The sequence below is a fragment of the Pseudomonas sp. lyk4-R2A-10 genome, from assembly GCF_030209075.1.
GTDB lineage: Bacteria > Pseudomonadota > Gammaproteobacteria > Pseudomonadales > Pseudomonadaceae > Aquipseudomonas > Aquipseudomonas glycinae.
The window spans coordinates 278,672-301,123 of record NZ_JARVSR010000002.1; the positions used below are offsets into that span (position 1 = coordinate 278,672).

23 protein-coding genes are annotated in these 22,452 nt (G+C 60.2%); 9 read left to right on the plus strand and 14 right to left on the minus strand.

What is annotated here, in order from left to right; all coding sequences use genetic code 11:
• Nucleotides 1–5 precede the first annotated feature (5 nt).
• From QRN46_RS03515 to QRN46_RS03545, 7 genes are read left to right on the plus strand one after another with little or no spacing between them, the layout of a single operon-like run.
• Nucleotides 6–2,456 (plus strand): PEP-utilizing enzyme, encoded by a 2,451-nt coding sequence (locus tag QRN46_RS03515; RefSeq protein ID WP_285354283.1) that lies wholly within the window; start codon nt 6–8, stop codon nt 2,454–2,456.
• Nucleotides 2,453–3,175: a hypothetical protein gene (locus QRN46_RS03520; protein WP_285354284.1), complete on the plus strand. Its 723-nt coding sequence runs from the start codon at nt 2,453–2,455 to the stop codon at nt 3,173–3,175. Before QRN46_RS03515 ends, QRN46_RS03520 begins: the two co-directional genes overlap by 4 nt.
• A gap of 37 nt (nt 3,176–3,212) precedes the next feature.
• Complete coding sequence (locus QRN46_RS03525) at nt 3,213–3,719, plus strand: hypothetical protein (protein ID WP_285354285.1); 507 nt, start codon at nt 3,213–3,215, stop codon at nt 3,717–3,719.
• A gap of 4 nt (nt 3,720–3,723) precedes the next feature.
• Nucleotides 3,724–4,587: a tetratricopeptide repeat protein gene (locus tag QRN46_RS03530; RefSeq protein WP_201819821.1), complete on the plus strand. Its 864-nt coding sequence runs from the start codon at nt 3,724–3,726 to the stop codon at nt 4,585–4,587.
• A gap of 2 nt (nt 4,588–4,589) precedes the next feature.
• Nucleotides 4,590–5,345, plus strand: a complete 756-nt coding sequence (locus QRN46_RS03535) for a lysozyme inhibitor LprI family protein (RefSeq protein WP_201819846.1) — start codon at nt 4,590–4,592, stop codon at nt 5,343–5,345.
• Between the two features lie 51 nt (nt 5,346–5,396).
• Nucleotides 5,397–6,389: a hypothetical protein gene (locus QRN46_RS03540; protein ID WP_236676646.1), complete on the plus strand. Its 993-nt coding sequence runs from the start codon at nt 5,397–5,399 to the stop codon at nt 6,387–6,389.
• Nucleotides 6,390–6,417: 28 nt separating this feature from the next.
• The gene (locus QRN46_RS03545; protein WP_285354286.1) at nt 6,418–7,506 is read left to right on the plus strand and encodes a hypothetical protein; all 1,089 of its coding nucleotides are present in this window, start codon (nt 6,418–6,420) and stop codon (nt 7,504–7,506) included.
• A gap of 62 nt (nt 7,507–7,568) precedes the next feature.
• Here the strand turns inward: QRN46_RS03545 and QRN46_RS03550 are convergent, their stop codons facing one another.
• On the minus strand, nt 7,569–7,946 hold the full coding sequence (locus QRN46_RS03550; RefSeq protein WP_285354287.1) for a DUF6124 family protein: 378 nt from the start codon (nt 7,944–7,946) through the stop codon (nt 7,569–7,571).
• Between the two features lie 587 nt (nt 7,947–8,533).
• On the opposite strand from QRN46_RS03550, the gene QRN46_RS03555 reads away from it, so the two are divergent.
• A complete protein-coding gene (locus QRN46_RS03555) occupies nt 8,534–8,917 on the plus strand; it encodes an SCP2 sterol-binding domain-containing protein (protein ID WP_039765176.1) in 384 nt (127 codons plus the stop codon).
• Between the two features lie 36 nt (nt 8,918–8,953).
• Here the strand turns inward: QRN46_RS03555 and QRN46_RS03560 are convergent, their stop codons facing one another.
• The 8 genes from QRN46_RS03560 to exbB all read right to left on the minus strand — a co-directional run bounded on the left by QRN46_RS03560 (nt 8,954) and on the right by exbB (nt 16,905).
• Nucleotides 8,954–9,715, minus strand: a complete 762-nt coding sequence (locus QRN46_RS03560) for a Fic/DOC family protein (RefSeq protein ID WP_285354288.1) — start codon at nt 9,713–9,715, stop codon at nt 8,954–8,956.
• A complete protein-coding gene (locus tag QRN46_RS03565) occupies nt 9,712–9,969 on the minus strand; it encodes a hypothetical protein (RefSeq protein ID WP_039765180.1) in 258 nt (85 codons plus the stop codon). The genes QRN46_RS03560 and QRN46_RS03565 overlap by 4 nt, the downstream gene beginning before the upstream one ends.
• 137 nt (nt 9,970–10,106) lie before the next feature.
• On the minus strand, nt 10,107–11,507 hold the full coding sequence (locus tag QRN46_RS03570; protein WP_085696810.1) for an aminoacyl-tRNA deacylase and HDOD domain-containing protein: 1,401 nt from the start codon (nt 11,505–11,507) through the stop codon (nt 10,107–10,109).
• Nucleotides 11,508–11,586: 79 nt separating this feature from the next.
• Nucleotides 11,587–13,662: an ATP-dependent DNA helicase RecG gene (gene recG / locus QRN46_RS03575; protein WP_285354289.1), complete on the minus strand. Its 2,076-nt coding sequence runs from the start codon at nt 13,660–13,662 to the stop codon at nt 11,587–11,589.
• Nucleotides 13,663–13,671: 9 nt separating this feature from the next.
• On the minus strand, nt 13,672–14,601 hold the full coding sequence (locus tag QRN46_RS03580) for a hydrogen peroxide-inducible genes activator (RefSeq protein ID WP_007954418.1): 930 nt from the start codon (nt 14,599–14,601) through the stop codon (nt 13,672–13,674).
• Nucleotides 14,602–14,776: 175 nt separating this feature from the next.
• Nucleotides 14,777–15,523: a TonB family protein gene (locus QRN46_RS03585; RefSeq protein ID WP_085606139.1), complete on the minus strand. Its 747-nt coding sequence runs from the start codon at nt 15,521–15,523 to the stop codon at nt 14,777–14,779.
• Nucleotides 15,520–15,948, minus strand: a complete 429-nt coding sequence (exbD, locus tag QRN46_RS03590) for a TonB system transport protein ExbD (protein WP_011336565.1) — start codon at nt 15,946–15,948, stop codon at nt 15,520–15,522. The genes QRN46_RS03585 and exbD overlap by 4 nt, the downstream gene beginning before the upstream one ends.
• Before the next feature lie 6 nt (nt 15,949–15,954).
• Entirely contained in the window at nt 15,955–16,905 is a 951-nt protein-coding gene (gene exbB, locus QRN46_RS03595; RefSeq protein ID WP_285354290.1) for a tonB-system energizer ExbB, read from the minus strand.
• 188 nt (nt 16,906–17,093) lie between these two features.
• On the opposite strand from exbB, the gene QRN46_RS03600 reads away from it, so the two are divergent.
• The gene (locus tag QRN46_RS03600) at nt 17,094–17,951 is read left to right on the plus strand and encodes an SDR family oxidoreductase (protein ID WP_011336563.1); all 858 of its coding nucleotides are present in this window, start codon (nt 17,094–17,096) and stop codon (nt 17,949–17,951) included.
• Nucleotides 17,952–18,014: 63 nt separating this feature from the next.
• Here QRN46_RS03600 and QRN46_RS03605 read toward each other — a convergent pair whose 3' ends face one another.
• The 5 genes from QRN46_RS03605 to gmk all read right to left on the minus strand — a co-directional run bounded on the left by QRN46_RS03605 (nt 18,015) and on the right by gmk (nt 22,448).
• Complete coding sequence (locus tag QRN46_RS03605; RefSeq protein ID WP_007954437.1) at nt 18,015–18,755, minus strand: putative periplasmic lipoprotein; 741 nt, start codon at nt 18,753–18,755, stop codon at nt 18,015–18,017.
• Nucleotides 18,756–18,827: 72 nt separating this feature from the next.
• Entirely contained in the window at nt 18,828–19,208 is a 381-nt protein-coding gene (ridA, locus tag QRN46_RS03610) for a deaminase RidA (RefSeq protein WP_285354291.1), read from the minus strand.
• A gap of 24 nt (nt 19,209–19,232) precedes the next feature.
• The gene (spoT, locus tag QRN46_RS03615; RefSeq protein WP_007954439.1) at nt 19,233–21,338 is read right to left on the minus strand and encodes a bifunctional GTP diphosphokinase/guanosine-3',5'-bis pyrophosphate 3'-pyrophosphohydrolase; all 2,106 of its coding nucleotides are present in this window, start codon (nt 21,336–21,338) and stop codon (nt 19,233–19,235) included.
• Between the two features lie 57 nt (nt 21,339–21,395).
• On the minus strand, nt 21,396–21,659 hold the full coding sequence (gene rpoZ / locus QRN46_RS03620; RefSeq protein WP_003229503.1) for a DNA-directed RNA polymerase subunit omega: 264 nt from the start codon (nt 21,657–21,659) through the stop codon (nt 21,396–21,398).
• 168 nt (nt 21,660–21,827) lie between these two features.
• On the minus strand, nt 21,828–22,448 hold the full coding sequence (gene gmk / locus QRN46_RS03625) for a guanylate kinase (protein WP_011336561.1): 621 nt from the start codon (nt 22,446–22,448) through the stop codon (nt 21,828–21,830).
• Between the last annotated feature and the right edge of the window lie 4 nt (nt 22,449–22,452).

Genomic DNA, 22,452 nt, shown 5'->3' on the forward strand with positions numbered 1-22,452 from the left:
CGTCCATGAGCAAGCCTTTGATGTACCTGCTGGCCGGCAACGGCAGCGCCGCCGATTGGTGGGATGACGCGCTGCCGCATTTTCAGCGTTACGACGTGGTGCCGCTGGAGCTGCCGGGCTTCGGCGCCAACCCGCAGCCGCCCTGCGAGGATCTGGCGGATTACGCCCAGACCTTGTTGGCGATGACGCAAAAGGGCAGCGCGATCATGGCCGTCGGGGTCAACGCGTTGCTGGTGCTGCATGCGCTGCAACGTCGGCCCGGGCACTTTTCTCGCAGTGTGTTGCTGGCGCCGGTGGGCGCCTTTGTGTGGCAGCGCCGATTGCCGGCGCTGATGTCACCGCCGCCGATCCGCAAGTCCATTCATTGGCTGCTGTCGAACAGACCCACACTGTTCGCGCGCAAGTTTTCCAACCAGACCTGGACGCCCGCGCAGTACCAGCGCATGGGCGCCGGTTATGCGCGCTGCCGTGCGTTTGTGCCGCACTGGGATCTGATCCGTGCCGACACCGCGCTGCCATTGCTGGAGTGGATCACCGACCCGGTCGAGCTGGTCTGGGGCGATCAGGACAAGGTGCTCGGCATCGAACAAGCGGCCGCATGGTCGGCGATTCTTGCGCGCGCAGATCTGACCATCAGCCTGAAACCCGGTTGGGGCCATTACCCGTGGATCGACACGCCCGCGCAGTTTGCACAGTGGCTGGAGTCGGGCGAGCGCGGGTTTGTCGCGCACACCAAGGGCGGGCGTTTGCGTCTGGCGGAACTGGCCCGGCAACCGGTGCCTGCGGCGCTGACCCTCAACGATTGCAACGATCCGCGACTACTGACCTTCCTCGCCAACCAACCACAGGCGACCTGGGCGGTGCGCTCCTCCAGTTATGGCGAAGATCAGGCCGACTCGGCGAATGCCGGTTTGAGCACGACCTACCTGCGCGAGCCTACCGCCAATGTGCCGGCGCGCATCGCCGCGCTGACTGCCGAAGGTGTCGAGGAAGTCGTGGTGCAGCGCTTCATCACGCCGAAGGTGTCGGGCATCGCGTTTGTGCGTCATCTGTCGGTGGAACTCGAATGGGTTGAAGGTCATCTCGAGTCCCTTGCCGACGGTCAGATCAGCCCGGAACGGGCGACGCTTTCGCGGCTCGGCGATGCCTGGCGCAGCGGCACATTCACATCCACCCATGGGTTGACCGAAGACGTGCTGTGGCGCTTTCTCCAGGACGTCTTGCGGGTGTTTCACTATGTGCCGGGCGATGTCGAATGGGCCTGGGACGGAACACAGCTGTGGCTGCTGCAATACCGGCCGATCAGCGACTACGGCTGGCGCCGGCACCTGACGGCCGCCAACATCGCCGAGATCTTGCCGCCGCAACCCAGTGTGCTGGTGGAGTACGCCCAGCGCCGGGCCGCCGCGAGTATTCCGGCGATCATGGCCCGTTGGGATGCGCGGGTGTTGCAGGACAACGAGCCGTTCACGGCGGTATTTGGCGGCGCGTCCTACATCAACAACGACCTGTTTCTCGCACGCTTGGCCGACTGGGGCATCAGCGCCAGCAACTATGCAGGTGAAGTCGGCGGCGCGACTCCGCATCTGCCGTGGCGACCGCTGCGGATGTTGCGTTCGCTGCCATTGTTTCTGCGCATGCAGCGTATCGCTCGCGGGCATTTGCTGAGCCTTGAGCACGGCTTGCAGCGCTTCGACCGGGAGCTGACGGACCTCGTCGCCCAGGGTGCGGACGGGCAACAACTCGCCGACTGGTTTACCCGGTTCTATGTGTTCGTGGTACAGGGCAATCTGTGCATCGCCACGGCGCTGGCCAGCAGCGGCGGGGACTGGCTTGGCCGACCACCCACCGCTTACGACAACCTGGAAAACAGCCCCCATCGACTGCCATGGGAGACCGATCCGGCCACACCTCGACCCGTATCGAGCGCGTTGCCATTACAGGCCTTCCCGCAATGGTCAGGGCTGATTCGCCTCGCGCATTCGACCGGCCTGCCGGGCCTGCGTGGTTACTACCTGCAAGTGCGCGAGTGGTATCGCGACAACCTGATGCGCATCTTCTTCCGCCTGCATCACGCCATGCCGCTGGCGGATCGCGAACACTGGTTTGCGCCGCACCCGGACATCCGCACGCGCGACGGCAGCTTCTGGCAGGACGGCCGCGAAGGTGCCGAACAGGCCACCGGATTCATGATTTACCCGGGGCAGGTGCGGGGCATTCTTGGCGAAGACATCTTGCTGGAAGACACCCTCGATCCGGGGCGTCACGCGCACTATCAGGCCGCGCGGGCAGTGATTGCGCGGATGGGTGGGCGGTTGTCGCATGGTTCGACGTTGTTGCGGGAACTGCGCAAGCCTTCGGCGGTGATGCCGCAGGTGGATCTGGCGTGGATCGGGTGCGAAGTGTTGTATCGGGATGGTGAGCTGGAATTGATGAATTCGAAGGATGTGAAGTGAACGCCCGATACTTCCATGGGTTGATGTCTGGTTTGCTCGTGCTTGCTCAGGTGGGCCATGCCGCCGATGCCGTGATAGTCGGCAATTCAATGGGTCAGTCACAGGTCCTTCACGGCCCGGCGGCGGCAGTTGTAGACATGGAGTCATGTCGGTTCTCAATGCCGCTGCTGCAAGACCAATGGTTGACGTTCGATGATTTCTATCCGGTCTTCGTGGCAGCCAAACAGTTGCCCAAATCGTCCAGCGCGCCTCGCTTGTGGCAAGCGCCAACGTCGAGTGGCTCCGATTGGCACTTCGAGAAACCCTCCAACCTGAGCCAGCCGTGGTTTGGTTTGATGTGTGAAAGTACGGAATTCTTTTCCCGCCTCACCGCCTGGAAACCTCCGGAAGACGATGCGTTTGCGGTGCAAGTCCTGCGTGATGACAACGACCGAAGGTGCCCGGCGACCCTCACTGATCACGGTTGGGTGCCCAACGAGTTGGCGGGTCGCGGGAGCACCTACACCTTCGAGCAATGGGCTGGGGAGGCTTCTTCAGGGTTCATCTTCGGCTTCCACGACAAGTCACGACGGCACATTACCCGCGTCGCTTTTTGCCTGCTGCGGGGTAAAGACGTGCTGATCGGCTCGGCGGAATCAGGCTCGGCCAAACCGTTGGCGATCAGCACCGAAGGATTTGAACAAATCAAAACAGCGGTGCGCAGCATCGCCTTCGAATGAATACCCAGACGATGAATGTCAGAGATGGAGTTACAGCGTGAAAGGATTTTCGATTGTTCTCGGCAGCTTGCTGTCAGCTGCCACTTCCATCGCATTCGCCGCTGATCCCGACTTCAAGGATTACGCCGTCACCCCCGTTTTCAGCGGCCCCAACCATGAGCCGGTGCAGCAAGAGCAAAGCAACGCGGTCATGGACAGCACCCGGGCGAAGGCCCTACAAGGCAAGGTCAACTTCGCCGGCCATTACATCCTGTACAGGTTCGGCTGTGGCGGCGGCGCCATTTGTGGCGAAGTGCTGGACGCCCAGACCGGTGATGTCGTTGGTGGTCTTCCGAATGCCTACGACGGCAGCACTTTCGACACGACGTACCTGCCCGATAGTCGCTTGATCATCATTTCCGGCGTCACGCTCGATGGCGAAGAAGATGCCCAAGGAAATCCTCTGGAAAACCGTAACCGGGATCGGTACTACGAATTCGTGAACAACGAGTTCCGGCTGCTTGGCATGACCGACGTGGAATCACCGTCGATTGATGAGGAATGAGTGGATGAACCGTCTACTCGCGGGCAGCCTTAAGTGGGTGATGATTGTCATCAGCCTCTTCGCTTCCGCCAATGCCTTGGCTGAGAGCATTCAGATCGTCGGGGTTGGCGGGCACATGTTGACGCTGAAGGATAAGAAATGGAGCAGGCCTGCTGCGGAGTTGGCGATCGCCTCGTTTACCGCGAATGGCAAGACTTTCCCACTCTATGTTTCCGACGTTGGTACCGAAACGCATGACAGTTGGCTAAGCCCTGACAAAAAAACAGTGCTGCTTCTTCAGACTCTGTATGGCGTTGTCATTGGTCAAGAGGCTGAAGAAATTCCAACAGAGGAGACTGGTTGCGGTGTCGTTTCGATGGAGACCGGTTGCGTACTGAGTCAGCACGCAGCCACGTTTTGCTACGGCAAGTGGGAGGGCAATCGATGGACCTCCGGTGAAGGGGAAGTTCTTGACCTTGCCTTGACGACACCGTCTCCAAAGGATTTGTTGAATCGAGTCGCAAGTATTGAGGTGCCGCAATCTCGCGTGGAAGAACTCGAATTCAATCTTCGCACTATAAGTCCAGACGCCTATATGGCTTGTCACCCACCGGCGCGCAATGTTCAAGCTCTCAACGACCTAGCCTTCTACCTGGCCGAGGGCGGTAACGATGAACTTGCATTGAAGTTTTATCGAGGCGTTGAGGCCGTCGGCAAACGCACGGTACTGATGTTGAACATCGCCGACTCACTCTGGCGCCTTGATCGCAAAGACGAAGCGCAGCGCTATTACAGCGAGTACCGCGACGCGATGAGCGCGGACGGTAAGGCGCAGAAAATACCTCAACGTGCAGTTGAGCGATCCGTTATTCAGGGAATGAAACATTGAACATGTTTGTGCGCTGTATCGCGTTGTCCTTAGGCCTGCTGTCCGCTTCAGCCGTGCTCGCTGAGGACACTTGCAAAGTCATCACCGTGAGCTGGCAGTACGATGAGTGTGTGGAAGCCGACCGCAAGAGTGCCGACGCAAAACTCAATTCCAGCTACAAAAAACTGATGGCGCGATTTGAATCTCGATGGAAGCCTGAGCCTGAACAAGGAAAGGCTTACATGGCTATGGCAAAAGACTCGCAGCGCGCCTGGATCAAGTTGCGCGATACCACTTGCCCCCTCGATGCCACGGATGTCGAACCTGGTTCGCAGGCATATACCTTGGTGCTCAATAAGTGCATCGCCAGAATGAGTCTAGAGCGTGCAGCCTTCCTGGATGCGGTCGTTCCGGATGGTCCGAGTGAAGTGGTCGATGTCGCCAAGGTTTCCAGTTCTGCTTCGCAACGATACGGCGATGTGGTGGCTCGTTATGTCACTACGTTTGGTAGCCCCTGCCTCAATGTTCAGATCCTCGCGCCCGAGGGCAATTGGCGGGAGCTCTCCTCAAAACGGTTTTGCAGTTTTAACGGCAAATCGTTTTGGGATGGTTACGCCAGTGCCTTGTTTGAGGATCATGCATTCACTTCGGATGGTTTACAGCTGACGCTCAGCTTGTTCGAGCTTCGTGAGGAGGCAGAGAAGCGCCTCGCCTGTGTAATTCCGATTCAAAACGAGCAAATCAAAGAGCTGAAATGCGGCGCACCTGAGTCATCGTGAAACCATCAGCGTAAATATTTAGAAGATTGATCAGCAGGGAAGTGATCGGAATTGAACAGGCTCTTAAGTTGTTTTGGTGTGCTCGGGCTTATCGTCGGCTTGTCGACTCAGCCGGCATCGGCAAGTGACCCTCAAACCATCGGTGAACTGCATCCTCCGGTGGTTGCTTCGTTGGGTGATCAAAAGATCACGGTGTTCTTTTTGAAGAACAACCTCAAGGGTCAGGTCAGGGGCGTGCATGTGCCACGTGCCGAGATTTTCTACGCGCCCATGAATGCGGTGAAACCTACGCTGAATTATGTGTGGAAGGTTGAGGATGAACAAATTGCCTCGGTGTTCTTCTTCGAGCGCAAATTCCCTGAGCGAGCGGGGAAGTCCATGTTTGTCCTGACAAAACACAAAGTTCTGGACGAACATTTCGAAGGAGATTCCTATTCGGTGCTGGAACTTCCAATCTTCAAGGACGGCGATCACTTGGCTTTGCAGTTCTTTCGGGGTGACCTGCCAGATCCTGAGTTACAGAACTGCCTTGACGGTATCAATCGGGAAGATGGCGTAGAAGTCGAGTGTGCTTACAAGGATGCGGCGAGCATCAAGAAGTACTTGGCGGATCTGGATGGAAGGATGATTTCGGATTCGAAACTGGATCAGGGCAACCGTCAGAAGCCACTCAAAACTGATGGTGACAAGGCCAGTGTTGCTTGCCCCTCACTCAACTTTTCAACGTTTCTCTCAGCCTTCTCTGAACGCGCGGACGTGCAGAAAGCTTTCGTCCAGCAGCCGCTGAAAATGGTCACGACTGTGGCCGGTGATCCCGAGCCCGAGATGCAAAAAAGCAGCCTCAGCGGCGATCAGCTCAATTTCCCGATCATCCCGGATGTAGCGAAGCGAGAGGCCCAGGGCCTGACGTTGACCGTCAAGGAAGAGCAGGGTGACCACGCCGTCGCCATCCTGCAGAAACCGGATACCGATTATGTCTTCGAGTATCGGTTTGCCCGTGGGCCATGCTGGCAGCTTGAAGAAGTGATGGATTACTCGCTTTGAAACAGGTGGCAAGTTGAAAAGATTAGGTTTGATTGCGTTATTGATGTGTTCTTTCTCTGCGGTGGCGGCGCCGATGTTCCCGTCTCTCACGTCGTGCAGGGATGCTGACAGCGACTGTGCGCTGGCGCTGAAAGACAACTTTCTGGTGGACGCACATTCCGGGCAGCGCCTTTCCGAGACGGCGGAGCCGGCAGGGGCGATGAGTGACTTCTGGCTGTATCGAGATGGCGAGCGCTACATCCTTCAGGAAGAAAATTACTCCCAGGCGAAGTCGCGCCGTTGGCTGGTTTTCACCTATGACAGCGGCAAAGTGGTGCTCGACGGCGCTTATGTTTTCTCGATCGACATTGATATGAACACCGGGCCCTACTGGCATGGCTACGACTGCCGAGGTGATGCCAAGCCGTTCGCCGTGCCTACGAAAGACTCGTTCAGTGAAGTCGCTTTGGATGCGTTATGCGGGGAGGCCGAAGGCTGGGTCGTCTCGGGCGGGGATACCAAGGTGCCGGTGTCGGCCAAAGGGCTGGCCGTCAGTGTTCCCGTTTATCACGCCCGCAACCGCGATGGTTCAGCGACTTACCTGTTCACTGAAAGCGATGATCCGGATCTTTCGAAGCTAATTTGCCTGTCCAACTGTGCTGATATCGCGAAAGCGCCGGAGCGCGTTTCGCAGGAGACGGCGCCGTTGAAGGGCGGGCAGGATGGAACGTTGTGCTCGGATGACGAAGACATTTACTTCAGCTGCCCGCTGGAGGGCGGCAAGACGGTTTCTGTTTGTGCGCGGGGAAACAGCAAGCCCACGGCCGGTTCTGTTCAGTATCGCTACGGTGTGCCGGGGAATATCGAGATGGTCTACCCGAAAAATGCTACGCCACCCAAGGGCAAATTTTTTGTTGTAGATGCGTCGGAAGGCAGCGTGAACCTGAACATCATCAAGTTCAAAAGCGGTGCGTATACCTACCTCGTTAACCAGGCCTTCGTGAGTTATCTGAAGGTGCTCAAGGGGGACAAAGTTGTATTCCGACAGTCTTGTAATGCCGGTGGTCATGCTTACGTACACCGGTTGGCGGATTTCGGGTTAGAGACACGACCAAAAAGAGCAGAGGACTTTCGCTAATCTCTGCTGCCGAAGATCAGGAAAGGGGACTCAACGTCCCCTTTTTTCCGCCCGCGATTCAGCTACGGCTTGGTCTGATACTCCCGAAACTCAATGTGATCGAGCGTGCCTTCCACCATCAACCGCACGCCATCCGCCATTCTGCTCAGGCCCAGTGCCATTGAGCGGCGGGGGCCGTCGAGGTCGTCGGCCAGGTTGGCGGCGAAGGCGCTGATGGACAGGAGGTCTTCGGAGGCGTTGGCCATGAGCGCTTCGGCGTCGGCGTTGGGGCAGAGGGCGAACAGGCCGCCCAGGCGCTTGGGGCGTGGGGCTCTGGGTTTGAAGTGGTGGTCGAGGGCGCGTTCGGCGGCTTCGTGGAGCTTTTTCGAATCGGGGGATTCGTAGGGGGAGGTTTCCGGGTTTTCCGGAATTTCGGGGGGATTCGGTGTTGGTTTGATCATTAGGTCTTGCTCCATGTTTTAGGAGCCGACACCGTTTTCGCTCGCACTTCGAAAGTGGTGGCAGCTGTGCATAGGTGTGCAAGACCGGTGGAGCTATCCGGCAGGCTCGGAAGCCTCCCACACACAGCCGCCATAACGATCCGCGAGCATAGGAAAATGCCCGATGAATTGCCATAAGCGATTGTGTGCCCCATCGGACTTGCACGTCCGAGTCACCGATTTTGCGGTGACACACAGAGGCTATCGACGATGGCCCAGCCTGCCTAGTTCATGGACAGCACCGCAGTTTGAAGGAGATTTCCCAAGGATTTGCGGGGTAGAGGAACAAGAAACCACAGCCTTCGGCAGCTCCTACAGGAATGTGTTTCTTCAGGTGTAGGACGGGGGGATGGTGTGACGCGTAGCGTCACGGGAGGCATTCCCACGCGGAGCGTGGGAAAGATCAGGTTGTGGGGCGTAAATCGTGACTTGGTAGTCATCATGCGAGAAAAGACCTACATCGTCTTCTATCAATCCAGGATGGTGGCGAATCCATCCGAATCCCTTACACTCCCCCAGCCGTTCATTTTCCTTTTGAGGCTGTGCGCATGAAATTTCGTTTTCTTCTGTGGATGCTGGGTCTGTTGATGGGTAAGGCCAGTCGGACAAATCCTGCGTTCCAGCAGCAGTTGGGTGACAAGGATCTGGTGTTTCAGCTACAGACTCTGGACGGGAAAGTGGCGCGGCATTTCGTGGTGAAGGACCAGCGCATTACCAGCAAGTCCGGGGTGGTGGCGGAGCCGGCGTTTGCGATTGCCTTTAAAGACGCGGCGTTCGGGTTTGCCACGATGCAGGCGAAGAACAAGCAGCTGGCGTTCATGCAGGGGATTCAGGACAAGTCGATACAGCTGAAGGGAAATCCGGCGCTGGTGATGTGGTTTCAGGGGTTGATGAAGTATTTGAAGCCGCGGAAGGCCAAGCCGAAGTCATAGGGCTTTCAGGCAGCTTGTCGGGACAGGCCTGCCTCTTCAGCTTTCGGGCTCGGGAGGCTCGGCGTCCAGTGGCTGGCCCCGGTATGTCTTGTAGATCTGCTGGACTTTCGGGTTGTCCAGCTTCTCGTAAGCGATGTCTTCCTTGTCAAGGCCATCCAGGCCTCGGATGCCACTGATGGTCTCTGGCCATTCGTCACGACTGCATATATCGATTACGAACGGGTTGAGGTAGTTATCGAGATGCCTTTCGCGAGGTTCTCGGATCTCGTCGCTGAGTGCCCGCAAGTAGTCGTCTTTGTTTGTTCTTGACCAGTCGATGGCGAACCCGGCTCGATAACAGAGTTCCATGAAGACCAATAGAATCGCGCGTCCATTGCCGTCCAGGAAGGGGTGTGCGAAAGCCAGTTGGCCCATCACTCCACCGGGATGGTCTCTGAAGCGTTTTTTGTCTGATGCGAACTTGAGCGCATAGTCGACAGACATTTTGATGGAGTCCGGGCGCTCGAAGACGGTGCTGCGAGGGTCGTCGAGAGAGCCCTTGAAGACTGCCAGGTGGGGGACAAGCTCGTTCCGGTCTTTTCCTGCCCAGTGATAGAAGCCGGAGAACAGGATTTCGTGAACCTTGAGTACAGTCTGGTAATCGATTGGCTTTTTCTTGGCCAGATAGGCAAGCGCCTCTTCGATACTCAATTCGAACGAAAGATGCTCTGACTCTTTTACTTCAACGGGATCTTTCAGTTGCAGCGAGTTTTGAAGATATCCAGCCTTGTCGAAGTCGCCGAACGGATCAAAAGTCATGCGCTACGTTTCTGTGCGCGCCTTTCTTGAAGATAGCGCCCTTGGAGCGCCAGGATTTCAGATTTGCTCAGAACGCCTTTTCGCTTGAGATTGACGAGCAACTGTTCGATGCCATCCAGCTCGACGACATCGCCAGACAAGCGGGTAATCCCCACGGCCATACGGCTCATGCCGTCACGACTGGCTGTAACCTTGTTGTCTTTGGCAAGCTTGCGCACTTCGCTCGCAACGCTGACAGCATCTGTTTGGGTCATCGGAAATTCCTCTGAATGCCGTCAAATCATAGCAGGGCGCTTGTTTGCTGTCGTTGCTGGCAAAGTGGCCGAAATCTGTGGAGCCAGGGCCCTATCTGCAATCAAAACAGGCCCTGGTTGACGTTCCGAAGAATGCTTTAAGCCTGGCTGAACTGCGAAGCCAGTTCCCGCAGCAGCACTTCCGCCTCAAGCACTTTGCTGACCACATCATTGGCCTTGTCACGAGTCAGGCCAACGCGCTCCAGCAGCGCATCCGGGATGTCTTCATCCGGGCCGGAGCCGATTCCGCGACTGCGCAGCAGGCGCACGGCCAGGCAGACGAGGTTCGGGTATTCGGCGTAGGCGCCGTCGTAGTTCGGGTCGTGCTGGAAGCGCAGGGCGGTGGCCAGTTCGTCCGGCATGTCCCAGTAGCGCATCAGCCAGGAGCCGATCTGTTCGCGGCTGATGCCCAGCAGGTGTTGCTCGACATAGCTGTGGCACAGGTGTGGGTTGACCTCCAGGTGGCGGCAGATCAGCGAGAAGTGCGGCGGGAACACGTGGGCCAGCAGCAGGTAGCCGAAGTTGTGCAGCAGGCCGGCGAGGTAGGTCAGGCCGGATTCCGGACGCTGGGCACGCGGCATGGCGCGGGTCAGGCCTTCGATGACGGCGGCGGTGTAGATCGACTGCTGCCAGTACGGCGTGGTGTGTTGCGGGTGGTCTTTCGGCAGGCTCAGGGTCTTGCCGAGGGCCAGGCCCAGCGCCAGGTTGATTACCAGATCGAAGCCCAGTACGCGGACGATCGCGTCTTCCACCGAACGGATCTTGCCCGGCGACGCGTAGTACGGCGACGCCGCCCAGCTCACCACTTGCGCAGCCAGCGCCGGGTCGGTTTCGACCACGCCGGTGATGTCGTCGATGGTGGCATTGGGGTCGACGCGCAGCTTGATGATTTTTTGTGCGGTTTCGGCCAGCGGTGGAATCTCGATGGTCGCTTCCAGACGCTGCTGGATGCGTCTCGCGGTGAACGCCTGAACGGCCTGGGTGATTTCCTCGCGGTCATCGTCCGGGCGGTCGAGGTTCGGGCGGATGCTGCTCAGGGCTTCGCCGAAGTTGGCGGCGCTGGCCTTGGTCAGCATGGTCTTGAAGTCTTCGCTGGCGATTTCCAGCAGCAGGCCCGGCTCGCCGGAGTTGATCAGCAACTTCGGTTCACGCAGCAGGCTTTCTTCGTAGAGGCACGGCGAACTGGTCAGCGCCGGCAGGCCCGGCAACAGGCTCAGGCTGTGTTTGCCGAGCATCTTTTCCAGGCGCTCGGTGGACACGGCGGTCAGGCGACGGCCCGTCAGTTCGGCGAGGCGGTTGAGATCCAGCAGCTGGCTCTGTGGAAACAGCACCATCAGCGCACCGACCGCGTCGTCCAGCAACACCGCCTGCACTTTGCGCGAGGCGTTGAGGCCGTGGTGGTCGAGCACTTCTTCGTAGGCGACGCCCAGCTTGTTGAGCAGCAGCCGAATAACAGACGGAGCGTGCGGTGATTCGGGGGCGAGAGCAGCTTCGGTCATGGTCTGTATCCGTTTTTGAAACAATTGCTGGAGTATAACCAGCTTGGTTGGAACGAGCTGTCAGAAACTGCGACGGTGCTCACACTTGGCCGTATTGCTGCCCGTGTCGCAGCCAGCGGTCGAGCAACGGGCTGACGTGGGTAGGCCAGCGTTCGAGCAAGGCCTGGGCGGCATCGCGCACGGCAGGCAACAAATCGGCGTCGCGCATAAGGTCCGCGACCTTGAATTGCAGCAGGCCGGTCTGGCGGGTGCCGAGCATTTCGCCGGGGCCGCGCAGTTCGAGGTCTTTTTCGGCGATGACGAAACCGTCGTTGGTCTCGCGCATGATGCCCAGGCGCTGGCGACCGATCTGCGACAGCGGCGGATGGTAGAGCAGCACGCAATGGCTGACCGCGCTGCCCCGGCCGACACGACCGCGCAACTGGTGCAGTTGCGCAAGGCCGAGACGCTCAGGGTTCTCGATGATCATCAGGCTGGCGTTGGGTACGTCGACGCCGACTTCGATCACGGTGGTGGCGACCAGCAGTTGCAGGTTGCCGGCCTTGAATTCGGCCATGACGGCGGCTTTTTCGGCAGGTTTCATGCGGCCGTGGATCAGCCCGACCTTCAACTCGCCGAGGGCGGCGGTCAGGTCTTCGAAAGTGGTTTCGGCGGCCTGGCAGGTCAGCTCTTCGGACTCTTCGATCAGCGTGCACACCCAGTAGGCCTGACGGCCTTCGGCGCAGGCGCTGCGCACCCGTTCGATGACTTCGACGCGGCGGGTGTCGGTAACCAGCACGGTGTTGACCGGGGTTCGACCGGGCGGCAGTTCGTCGAGGATCGAGGTGTCGAGGTCGGCGTAGGCGCTCATCGCCAGCGTCCGCGGAATCGGCGTGGCAGTCATGATCAGTTGATGCGGGCACATGCGCCCGCCGACGCCTTTCTGCCGCAGCGCCAGACGCTGCTGCACGCCGAAGCGGTGCTGTTCGTCGATGATCACCAGCGCGAGGTTCTTGAACTGCACTTCATCCTGGAACAGCGCGTGGGTGCCGACCACCATCGGTGTGCCGCTGGCGATCTGCTCCAGCGCGGCGATGCGGTTCTTGCCCTTGAGCTTGCCGGCCAGCCACGCCACGTCGATGCCCAGCGGTTCGAGCCAGCGTTTGAAGGTGATGAAGTGCTGCTCGGCGAGGATCTCGGTCGGCGCCATCAACGCGACCTGATAACCCGCCTCCAGCGCTTGAAGCGCGGCGAGGGCGGCGACCACGGTTTTGCCCGCGCCGACGTCGCCCTGAATCAGCCGCAGCATCGGTTCGTGCTGGCTGAGGTCGTAGGCGATTTCGTTGCCGACTCGTTGCTGGGCGCCGGTCGGGTTGAAGCCGAGGTTGGCCAGGTATTTCGCCGGTAGTTTGGTGGCTTTCGGCATCGCCGGCGCGCGCAGGGAGCGCATGCTTTCGCGCAGGCGCTGCTGGGACAGTTGATGGGTCAGCAGTTCTTCGAAAGCCAGGCGATGCTGGGCCCAGTGATGACCGAGGGCGAGTTCATCGACGTCGGCATCGGCGGGCGGGTTGTGCAGGTAACGGATCGCGTCGGCCAGCGGCGCCAGTTGATAGTCGCGAGCCAGTTCGGTCGGCAGCCAGTCGGGCAGGGTGGATGGCTTGAGCAGGGTCAGGGTCTGCATGCACAACTGACGCAGGCGCGCCTGGGTCAGGCCTTCGGTCAGCGGGTAGACTGGGGTCAGGGTTTCATCCACCGGCGGCGGTTCGTCGCCGTTGATGGCGCGGTATTCCGGGTGGTAGATCTCCAGCCCCGAGGCGCCGGGCCGGGCTTCGCCGTAGCAGCGAATCCGCGTGCCGCGCTTGAGGCCTTCTTTCTGCGCGTTGCTGAAGTGGTAGAAGCGCAGGCTCAAGCCGCCGGTGCCGTCCTGCAAACGCACGACGAGGCTGCGACGCCGGCCCATGACCACGTCGGCGCCGCTGACGGTGCCTTCGACCACGGCGTCCTGCCCGGGACGCAATGCGCCGATCGGCACCACGCGGGTGCGATCCTGATAACGCAGCGGCAGGTGGAACAGCACGTCCTGAAGGTTTTCCAGGCCGACCTTGGCCAGTTTCTCGGCCATGGCTTCACCGACACCCTTGAGTGCGGTGACCGAGACCTGCGACAGCTCAGTCATGACGCTGACTTACCCGGCCGTAACCGGCGCGGCAGGCTTGGCGACCGAGCACAGGCGAATGGAGTCGGCGAGGATCTCGATGGCTTTCGGCCGTGGGAAGCTGGCGCGCCAGGCGATGGCCACGGTGCGGAACGGCACTGGTGCCGACAGCGGGCGCACTTCGATCACGCCGGGGGCGTAGTGGTGGCTGTCTACCGCCGACAGCGGCAGGATCGAGATGCCCAGACCGGACGCGACCATGTGACGAATGGTTTCCAGCGAGCTGGATTCGACCGTGGTGTGCTTGGCGCCGTCGTTGCCCTTGGTCAGGGTAGGGCAGGCTTCCAGCACCTGATCGCGGAAGCAGTGGCCTTCACCGAGCAGCAGCAGGCTCTTGTCGTTGAGCAGCGCGGCGTCGATGGATTCTTTCTGCGTCCACGGGTGCTGGGCCGGCATCAGGACGTAGAACGGCTCGTCGTAGAGTTGCAGGGTCAGCACGTCGGCTTCGTTGAACGGCAGGGCGATGATGATCGCGTCGAGCTCGCCGTTGCGCAGTTTGTCGCGCAGCACGTGGGTGAAGTTTTCTTCGATGTACAACGGCATCTGCGGGGCGACCCGGTGCAGTTGCGGAATCAGGTGCGGGAACAGGTACGGGCCGACGGTGTAGATTGCGCCGACTTTCAGTGGGGCGGTCAGCTGGTTCTTGCCGGCCTGGGCCAGCTCGCGGATGCCTTGGGCCTGCTCCAGCACTTTCTGCGCCTGGGCGACGATGCCTTCGCCGACCGGGGTCAGGCGCACGGCGCTTTTGCTGCGCTCGAAAATCAGCACACCGAGTTCGTCTTCAAGCTTTTTCACGCCCACCGACAGGGTCGGCTGGCTGACGTGGCAACGCTCGGCCGCGTGGCCGAAATGCTGCTCTTGGGCGAGGGTAACGATGTAGCGTAATTCTGTGAGAGTCATAGCAAGCGTCCATGAAGATGCGGGCCAAGCATACCGGCTGCAATCGATAGACGCACGTTATCAGACTGAGTGATGAATGCGACACCGGGCAATGCCGGTTTGCCGTGGATGGATAAGCAAAAGGCACCTTTCGGTGCCTTTTTGGCTGAATCAGGCCGAGCTGCGTGAGTGCGAATCAGCGGCGGCGTTCCAGCGAGTACACAAACGGCGCAACGATTTCGATCGCGCCATTGGTCAGCATGTCGGCCGGTGGCTTGGGCAGCGGTTGGGCGCGGCGGATCATTTCCAGGGTGGCCCGGTCCAGATCGGCGTTGCCGGAGCGCCCCACCAGTTCGAACGACAGCACGTTGCCTTCGCCATCGACCACGAAACGCAACCGGTTCAAGCCTTCCTTGCCCCGTGCCTGAGCACTGGCCGGGTACTTCTTGTACTTGGCCAGGTGCGCGAGCAGGGTGCCTTGCCAGCTGGCCTTGGCGGCCAATTGTGCAGGCGACGGGCCCGGTGCAGGCTGGGCGGATTTCTCCGTCGGGGCCTGAGTCGGCTGGGTATCGGCGGGCTTCTCTTCGGACGGTTTCTCCTTCGGCGGATCGGGCAGTTTCTTCTCGATCGGCTTCGGCGGTTTTGGTTTCGGCTTAGGCTTCGGTTTCTGCACCGCGATCTCGGCTTTTGGCGCTTCAGCCAGTTTCGGGATCGGCAGTTCTTCAACCGGAGCCGGTGGCTGCGGTGGCGTGACGACTTTCGGCGGTGCGGGCGGTGGCGGGGCCGGAACCGGTGCCAGCTCGACCATCATTGCCTGCGGCGGCAATTCGATGGGCGGGCGGGCGGTCCAGTTCAGCGCCAGCGCGATGGCCAGCGCGTGAACACCCAGCACCACGGCCAGGCTACCGCTGTAACGCGTCAGCTTATGGCGCGTCGTGATCATTTCTTGACTGCGCTCTCAAGTCCGACCAGGCCGACCTTCAGGTAACCGGCGGCGCGCAGGTTATCCATCACGCTCATCAGGTCGCCGTAATCCACGCCTTTGTCGGCCTGGAAGAAGATCGTCGTGTCTTTCTTGCCCTGGGTCTTGGCGTCGAGTGCGGCGCCGAGGGTTTCGGCTTTCACTTCGTCATCGCCCAGGAACAGGCGCTGGTCAGCCTTCACGCTGAGGAACACCGGTTTCTCCGGCCGCGGTGCCGGTTTGGCGGTCGAGGCAGGCAGGTCAACCTTGATGTCCACGGTGGCCAGCGGCGCGGCCACCATGAAGATGATCAACAGCACCAGCATCACGTCGATGAACGGCGTGACGTTGATTTCGTGGTTCTCGGCCAGATCGTCGTCTGCGCCTTCTTTCAAATGCAGGCCCATGGCCGATTACCCCACTTTCACCATGTGCGGATGCGAGCTGCTGCGCTCAGGCTGGTGGTCGAGGTCGCGGCTGACCAGCAGCAGCACCTGAGCCGACGCATCGGACACCTGAGCCTTGTAACCGGCGATGGAGCGGGCAAAGACGTTGTAGATGACCACGGCAGGAATCGCGGCCACCAGACCCAGTGCGGTAGCCAGCAGCGCTTCAGCGATACCCGGTGCTACGACGGCAAGGTTGGTGGTCTGGGTTTTGGCGATGCCGATGAAGCTGTTCATGATGCCCCACACGGTACCGAACAGGCCGACGAACGGTGCGGTGGAACCAATGGTGGCGAGGACGCCGGTGCCGCTGCTCATGTTGCGGCCACAGGCTGCGACCAGGCGCTCGAGGCGGAAGCTTACGCGCTCCTTGATGCCTTCTTTTTCGCGGGCGTTGGTCGACAGGCGCATTTCTTCCAGCGCGTCGTGTACCAGCAGGTTGGCGAGGGTGCCTTCCTTCGCGGCGGTGGCGCTGGCCTCTTTGAGCGTGGCGGCTTTTTTCAGGGCGGCAATCTCGCCGCGCAGACGACGCTTGGCGCCCATCAGCTCGAAGCCCTTGGCGATCCAGATGGTCCAGGTGATGATCGAGGCGATGGCCAGGCCGATCATCACGGCTTTAACGATCACGTCGGCGTTCTGGTACATGCCCCATGGCGACAGGTCGTGGGCCATGCCCAGGGTGTTGTCGGCTTCAAGGACTTCCGGCGCGTCGGCGGCGCTGGCGTCTACGGCCTGCACCGGGTCGGTCGCGGCAGGTGCGGCGGCCGGAGCGCTCTGCTCGGTGGCGGCTGGCGCGGCCGGGGTTTGTGCGTCAGCGAAGGCGGCTGGCGCCAGCATCAGGCTGACCAGCAGGGCAGCCACGGCGCTCCAGGCGCGAGGTCGGTTGGTTGGCGAAGCGGAGTTTTGAATGCGTGTCATGCTGGCCGGACCTGAGATAGAAAAACGGTAATGCTCTTCCAGGCCTCGTGAGGCCGAGAACAAAAGTGGCGTGCATTATTGCAAGTAATTCTTGTTAACAGAAGTAATAGAGTTGCTTTTTTTCCTTCATTGCTAGCCGCTCGTCCCTTGCCGAGGCTAGTCTGTCGCTTTCCGATGGGAGATTTTTGATGTCCGCGCCTTCTGTTTTGATCGCCGGTTGCGGTGATGTCGGCAGCCGTCTGGCCACGCAATTGCTGGCTGCCGGCTTCCAGGTCTATGGCCTGCGCCGTGATATTTCACGTTTGCCGGACGGCGTTATCGGTGTCGCCGGTGACTTGTTCAATGAGGATTGCCCGGCAACCTGGCCGGTGGGCGCTATCGATTACCTGGTGTATAGCGCGGCAGCCACCGATCACGATGAGGCCGGTTATCGTGCGGCGTATGTGCAGGGTTTGCAGCATGTGCTGGGTTGGCTGAACGATTACGGGCAGGAGCCTGAGCGGCTGCTGTTCGTTTCCAGCAGCAGTGTTTATGGGCAGCAGAGCGGCGAGTGGGTCGATGAAAAATCCGAAACCGTCGCTGCGGGTTATTCCGGTCGGTTGATGCTGGAGGCCGAGCAGGTTGCGCTCAACAGCGGCATTCCCGCGAGCATCGTGCGCCTGACCGGCATTTACGGCCCCGGCCGTGAATGGCTGCTGACCCAAGTGCGTCGTGGCTATCGCGTGGCGGTCGATCCGCCGCTGTATGGCAATCGCATCCATGCCGATGACGCGGCGGGGTTGATGGCGTTCTTGCTGGACGCGGATCGCAAGGGCGTGACGCTGGATGACATCTATATCGGCGTGGACGATGCGCCGGCGCCGCTGGCCGAGGTGGTGGCGTGGTTGCGGGAATATCTGGGTGTCACCGAATGGTCGGAAGACGAGAGCGTACGGCGCACCGGCAGCAAGCGTTGCAGCAATGCGCGGGCGAAGACGCTGGGCTGGGTGCCGAAGTATCCGAGTTATCGTGAGGGGTATGCCGCGATTCTAGAGGGGCGTTGCTGACTTTCGAGTGTCAAAAAGGCGGGAGCAAATGTTTGCTCCCGCCTTTTTTGTCTCAAGCGCCGATCACTGCTTCTCGAGCAACCACTTGCGCTCACCCGGGGTGAACTGCGGTTGTTCGTCCGCCAGTGCCGTGTTCACGGCCTGCAGGATTTCCAGTTCCTTGCCCTTGCGCACAAAGATCCAGTTGTTGCCCTGACCGTTCTGCTGCAACCACATGCTGTCGTTGCCGCTGCTCATCGACGCGCAGTCGCCGGCGAGACACAGGGCATAGCGGTCGGCACCCGGCAGGCCGGAGACTTGACCGTCCGCTTGGAATTGCACGGTGGCGCCTTCGCCTTGGCCGCTGGTGATCGTCCAGTTGCCGCCCAGATAAGCGGAATACAGCGCGCGTTCGAAGCTGGCGCCGATCGGTGCGCCCTCCGGCACCGGAATTTGCGCGCGGTCGAAGACCTGTTCCGGTTCGTTTTCGTTGGCGGCTTGTTGCAGTTGACCACCGTCACGTTTCAGCTCGCTGGCGGAGCTGCCATAGAAGTCGACTTTCCAGGCGCCGGACTGTTCGCCGAGCAAGCGACCTTCGACGTTTTCGAAACCGTTGGTGTAGCGGGCCTGACCGGCCTTGGTGTTGACGTCCCACTCCAGGTTCGGGCCGTAAGCCTGAAGCGCTTCGCGCAGGGGGCCGCCCTTGGCAGCGGCATCGATGGCGACCTGATTGATCCAGGTGCCGCTGATGTCACGGTCGGCAGGGTTGCTGGCGCAACCGCCGAGGAAAATGGCGAGCAGCGAGAGAGCAAGCGCTTTGCGCATGGTGGAATCCTTTCAAAACCTTTTCTTTACCGCAGAGCAGTCGGCGCGGCGTCTGAGGCCGCGCCGTGCGCATTACTCGATGACCAGAATGGCATCCATTTCAACCTGCGAACCCTTTGGCAGGGCTGCCACACCGATGGCGGCGCGCGCCGGGTACGGCTGGTCGAAGTACTTGCCCATGATCTCGTTGACCTTGGCGAAGTGGCTCAGGTCGGTGAGGAAGATGTTCAGCTTGACGATGTCCTTGAACGAACCACCGGCGGCTTCTGCCACGGCTTTCAGGTTCTCGAACACCTGGACGGTCTGGGCTTCGAAGCCTTCGACCAGTTCCATGGTTTTTGGATCGAGGGGAATCTGACCCGACACGTAAACGGTGTTACCGGCCTTGATCGCCTGGGAGTAAGTACCGATGGCGGCCGGGGCCTTGTCGCTGGTGATAACGGTTTTGGTCATGAATGACTCCTTGTAATGGGGTGGTTATGCACGCATGCGGGTGATGCGGATCACCCCGGTCAGGGCGCGCAGTTTCTTGATCACGCGGGCCAGGTGCACACGGTCGTGGACGCTGACCACCAGTTGGACAACGCTGATGCGGCCATCGCGTTCGTCCATGCTGATTTTCTCGATATTGCCGTCGGCTGCGTTGACGCTGCTGGCTAGCAGGGCGATCAGGCCGCGCTGGTGTTCCAGCTCGACGCGCAGTTCGACGTTGAATTCGCCGGTGACATCCTTGGCCCACGAGAGCTGGATGCATTTTTCCGGGTTGTGACGGATTTCGCTGATGTTGCGGCAGTTGTCCAGGTGCACGACCATGCCTTTGCCTGCCGACAGGTGACCGACAATCGGGTCGCCCGGGATCGGTGTGCAACATTTGGCGTAGCTGAGGACCAGACCTTCGGTGCCGCGAATCGCCAGCGGGCCTTCCGGGCTTGGCAGTTGCTCGCCTTCGCCGAGCAGGCGGCGCGCCACGACGTAGGCCATGCGATTGCCGAGGCCTATGTCTTCGAGCAGGTCTTCGATCAGTTCGAGGCGGTACTCGGTGAGCATCGCCTTCACGCGTTCGGCCGGAATCTGTTCCAGCGCGCTGTCGAAGCCGTTGAGCACCTTGTTCAGCAGGCGTTCGCCGAGGCTGATGGATTCGGAGCGGCGCTGCAGTTTCAGCGCATGGCGGATGTGTGTGCGCGCCTTGCCGGTGACCACGAAGTTGAGCCACGCCGGGTTCGGCCGTGCGCCGGGGGCGCTGACGATCTCGACCGTGGAGCCGCTTTGCAGCGGTTCGGACAGCGGCGCGAGACGACGGTTGATCCGACAGGCGATGCAGCTGTTGCCGACGTCGGTGTGCACCGCGTAGGCAAAGTCGACCGCCGTGGAGCCTTTGGGCAGCTCCATGATCCGGCCTTTGGGCGTGAACACGTAGACCTCGTCCGGGAACAGGTCGATCTTCACGCTCTCGATGAATTCCAGCGAGTTGCCGGCGCGTTGCTGCATTTCCAGCACGCCCTTGACCCACTGACGGGCGCGGGCGTGAGTGCCTTTCGGCTGCTCGTCGCCGCTGGACTTGTACAGCCAATGGGCGGCGATGCCGTTGTTGGCCATCTCTTCCATTTCGCGGGTGCGGATCTGGATTTCGATCGGTACGCCGTGCATGCCGAACAGCGTGGTATGCAGCGACTGATAGCCGTTGGCCTTGGGGATCGCGATGTAATCCTTGAAGCGTCCCGGCAACGGTTTGTACAAATTATGTACAGCACCCAGCACGCGGTAGCAGGTATCGACCTTGTCGACGATGATCCGGAACGCATAGACGTCCATGATCTCGTTGAAGGCCCGACGCTTGCCGCGCATTTTCTTGTAGATGCCGTAGAGGTGTTTCTGGCGACCGCTGACTTCACCCTGGATGCCGTCGATGGCGAGGCAGTGGCCGAGGGATTCTTCGATCTTGTTGACGATTTCCTTGCGGTTGCCCCGGGCGCGCTTGACGGCCTGGTAGATCCGCGCGGAACGCATCGGGTGCATCGCCTTGAAGCCGAGGTCTTCGAATTCGATGCGGATCGCGTGCATGCCCAGCCGGTTGGCGATAGGGGCGTAGATCTCGAGGGTTTCCTTGGCGATGCGCCGGCGTTTCTCGCCGGACAGCACTTCCAGCGTGCGCATGTTGTGCAGGCGGTCGGCGAGCTTGACCAGGATCACGCGAATGTCGCGTGCCATCGCCATCGCCATCTTCTGGAAGTTTTCAGCCTGGGCTTCGGCCTTGGTCTCGAAGTTCATCTGGGTCAGTTTGCTGACCCCGTCGACCAGTTCGGCCACGGTTTCACCGAACTGCGCTTGCAGCGCTTCCTTGGCGATACCGGTGTCTTCGATCACGTCATGCAGCATCGCAGCCATCAGGCTCTGATGGTCCATGTGCATGTCGGCAAGAATATTCGCCACGGCAAGAGGATGCGTGACGTACGCCTCGCCGCTGCGGCGGCGTTGGCCGTCGTGGGCTTGTTCGGCGTAGAAATACGCTCGGCGGACCAGGTTGACCTGGTCGTTGCCGAGGTAGGTCGATAAGCGATCGGCGAGGGCGTCTATGCTCGGCATGATAACTCCTGCCGTAGGCTGTGATCCCGCGCCGTGCTACGTCGACCAGGCATAGGCTTAGACGGCCTCGTTGGACTCGTCCTCGAACGCAGCGAAGACAGGGTCTTCGTGGACGATTTCCTGCTCGGCGATGAACTCGTAGCTCATCAGGCCTTCAGCGATTTCACGCAGCGCAACTACGGTCGGTTTGTCGTTTTCCCACTGAACCAGGGGCTCTTTGCCGCCGGTGGCCAGTTGACGGGCACGCTTGGTAGAGAGCATGACCAGCTCAAAGCGGTTTTCCACGTGTTCTAGGCAGTCTTCAACGGTTACGCGGGCCATGGTATTCCTCGGAGCGAATGCAATATGCGCGCTGCCCGGTTGGGCGAGCGGACTCAACAGTTTAAAAAATCACCAGCGATTAGGGAAGCGCTGATTTTTTGACCAGACTCTTCAACGCGCTGCAAGTGCCAATGTAAAGCCCTTGCAGCGGTTTTGGGAAGTGCTGTTTCAGCCCAGCAATTCAGCCAGCAATTTGCCGAAACGCACTTGCTGACGTTTCTGTTGCAACTGATTGGCGCGGAAAATCGCCTTCAGATCGTCCAGCGCATGGGCGAAATCGTCGTTGATGATCAGGTAGTCGTACTCGACGTAGTGGCTCATTTCGCTGACCGCTTCACGCATCCGGCCATCGATGATCTCGTCGCTGTCCTGGCCACGGTTGGTCAGGCGCTGGTGCAGGGCCTGCAGTGATGGCGGCAGGATGAAGATCGAACGGGCCTGCGGCATCAGCTTGCGCACTTGCTCGGCGCCTTGCCAGTCGATTTCCAGAATCAGGTCGTGGCCTTCGTCCAGGGTCTGCTGTAGGCGGCTTTGCGAGGTGCCGTAGAAGTTGCCGAAGACTTCGGCGCGTTCCAGAAAATCGCCGTGCTCGCCCATTTTCACGAACTCTTCGCGGGTCACGAAGTGATAGTTCACGCCGTCCACTTCACCCGGGCGCATGGCGCGGGTGGTGTGGGAAATCGAGACGCGAATGTCCGGATTGGTGTCGGTCAGGGCCTTGACCAGACTGCTCTTGCCCGCACCCGAAGGGGCGGAAATGATGTACAGGGTGCCGGTGCTGTGGGTCATGTCG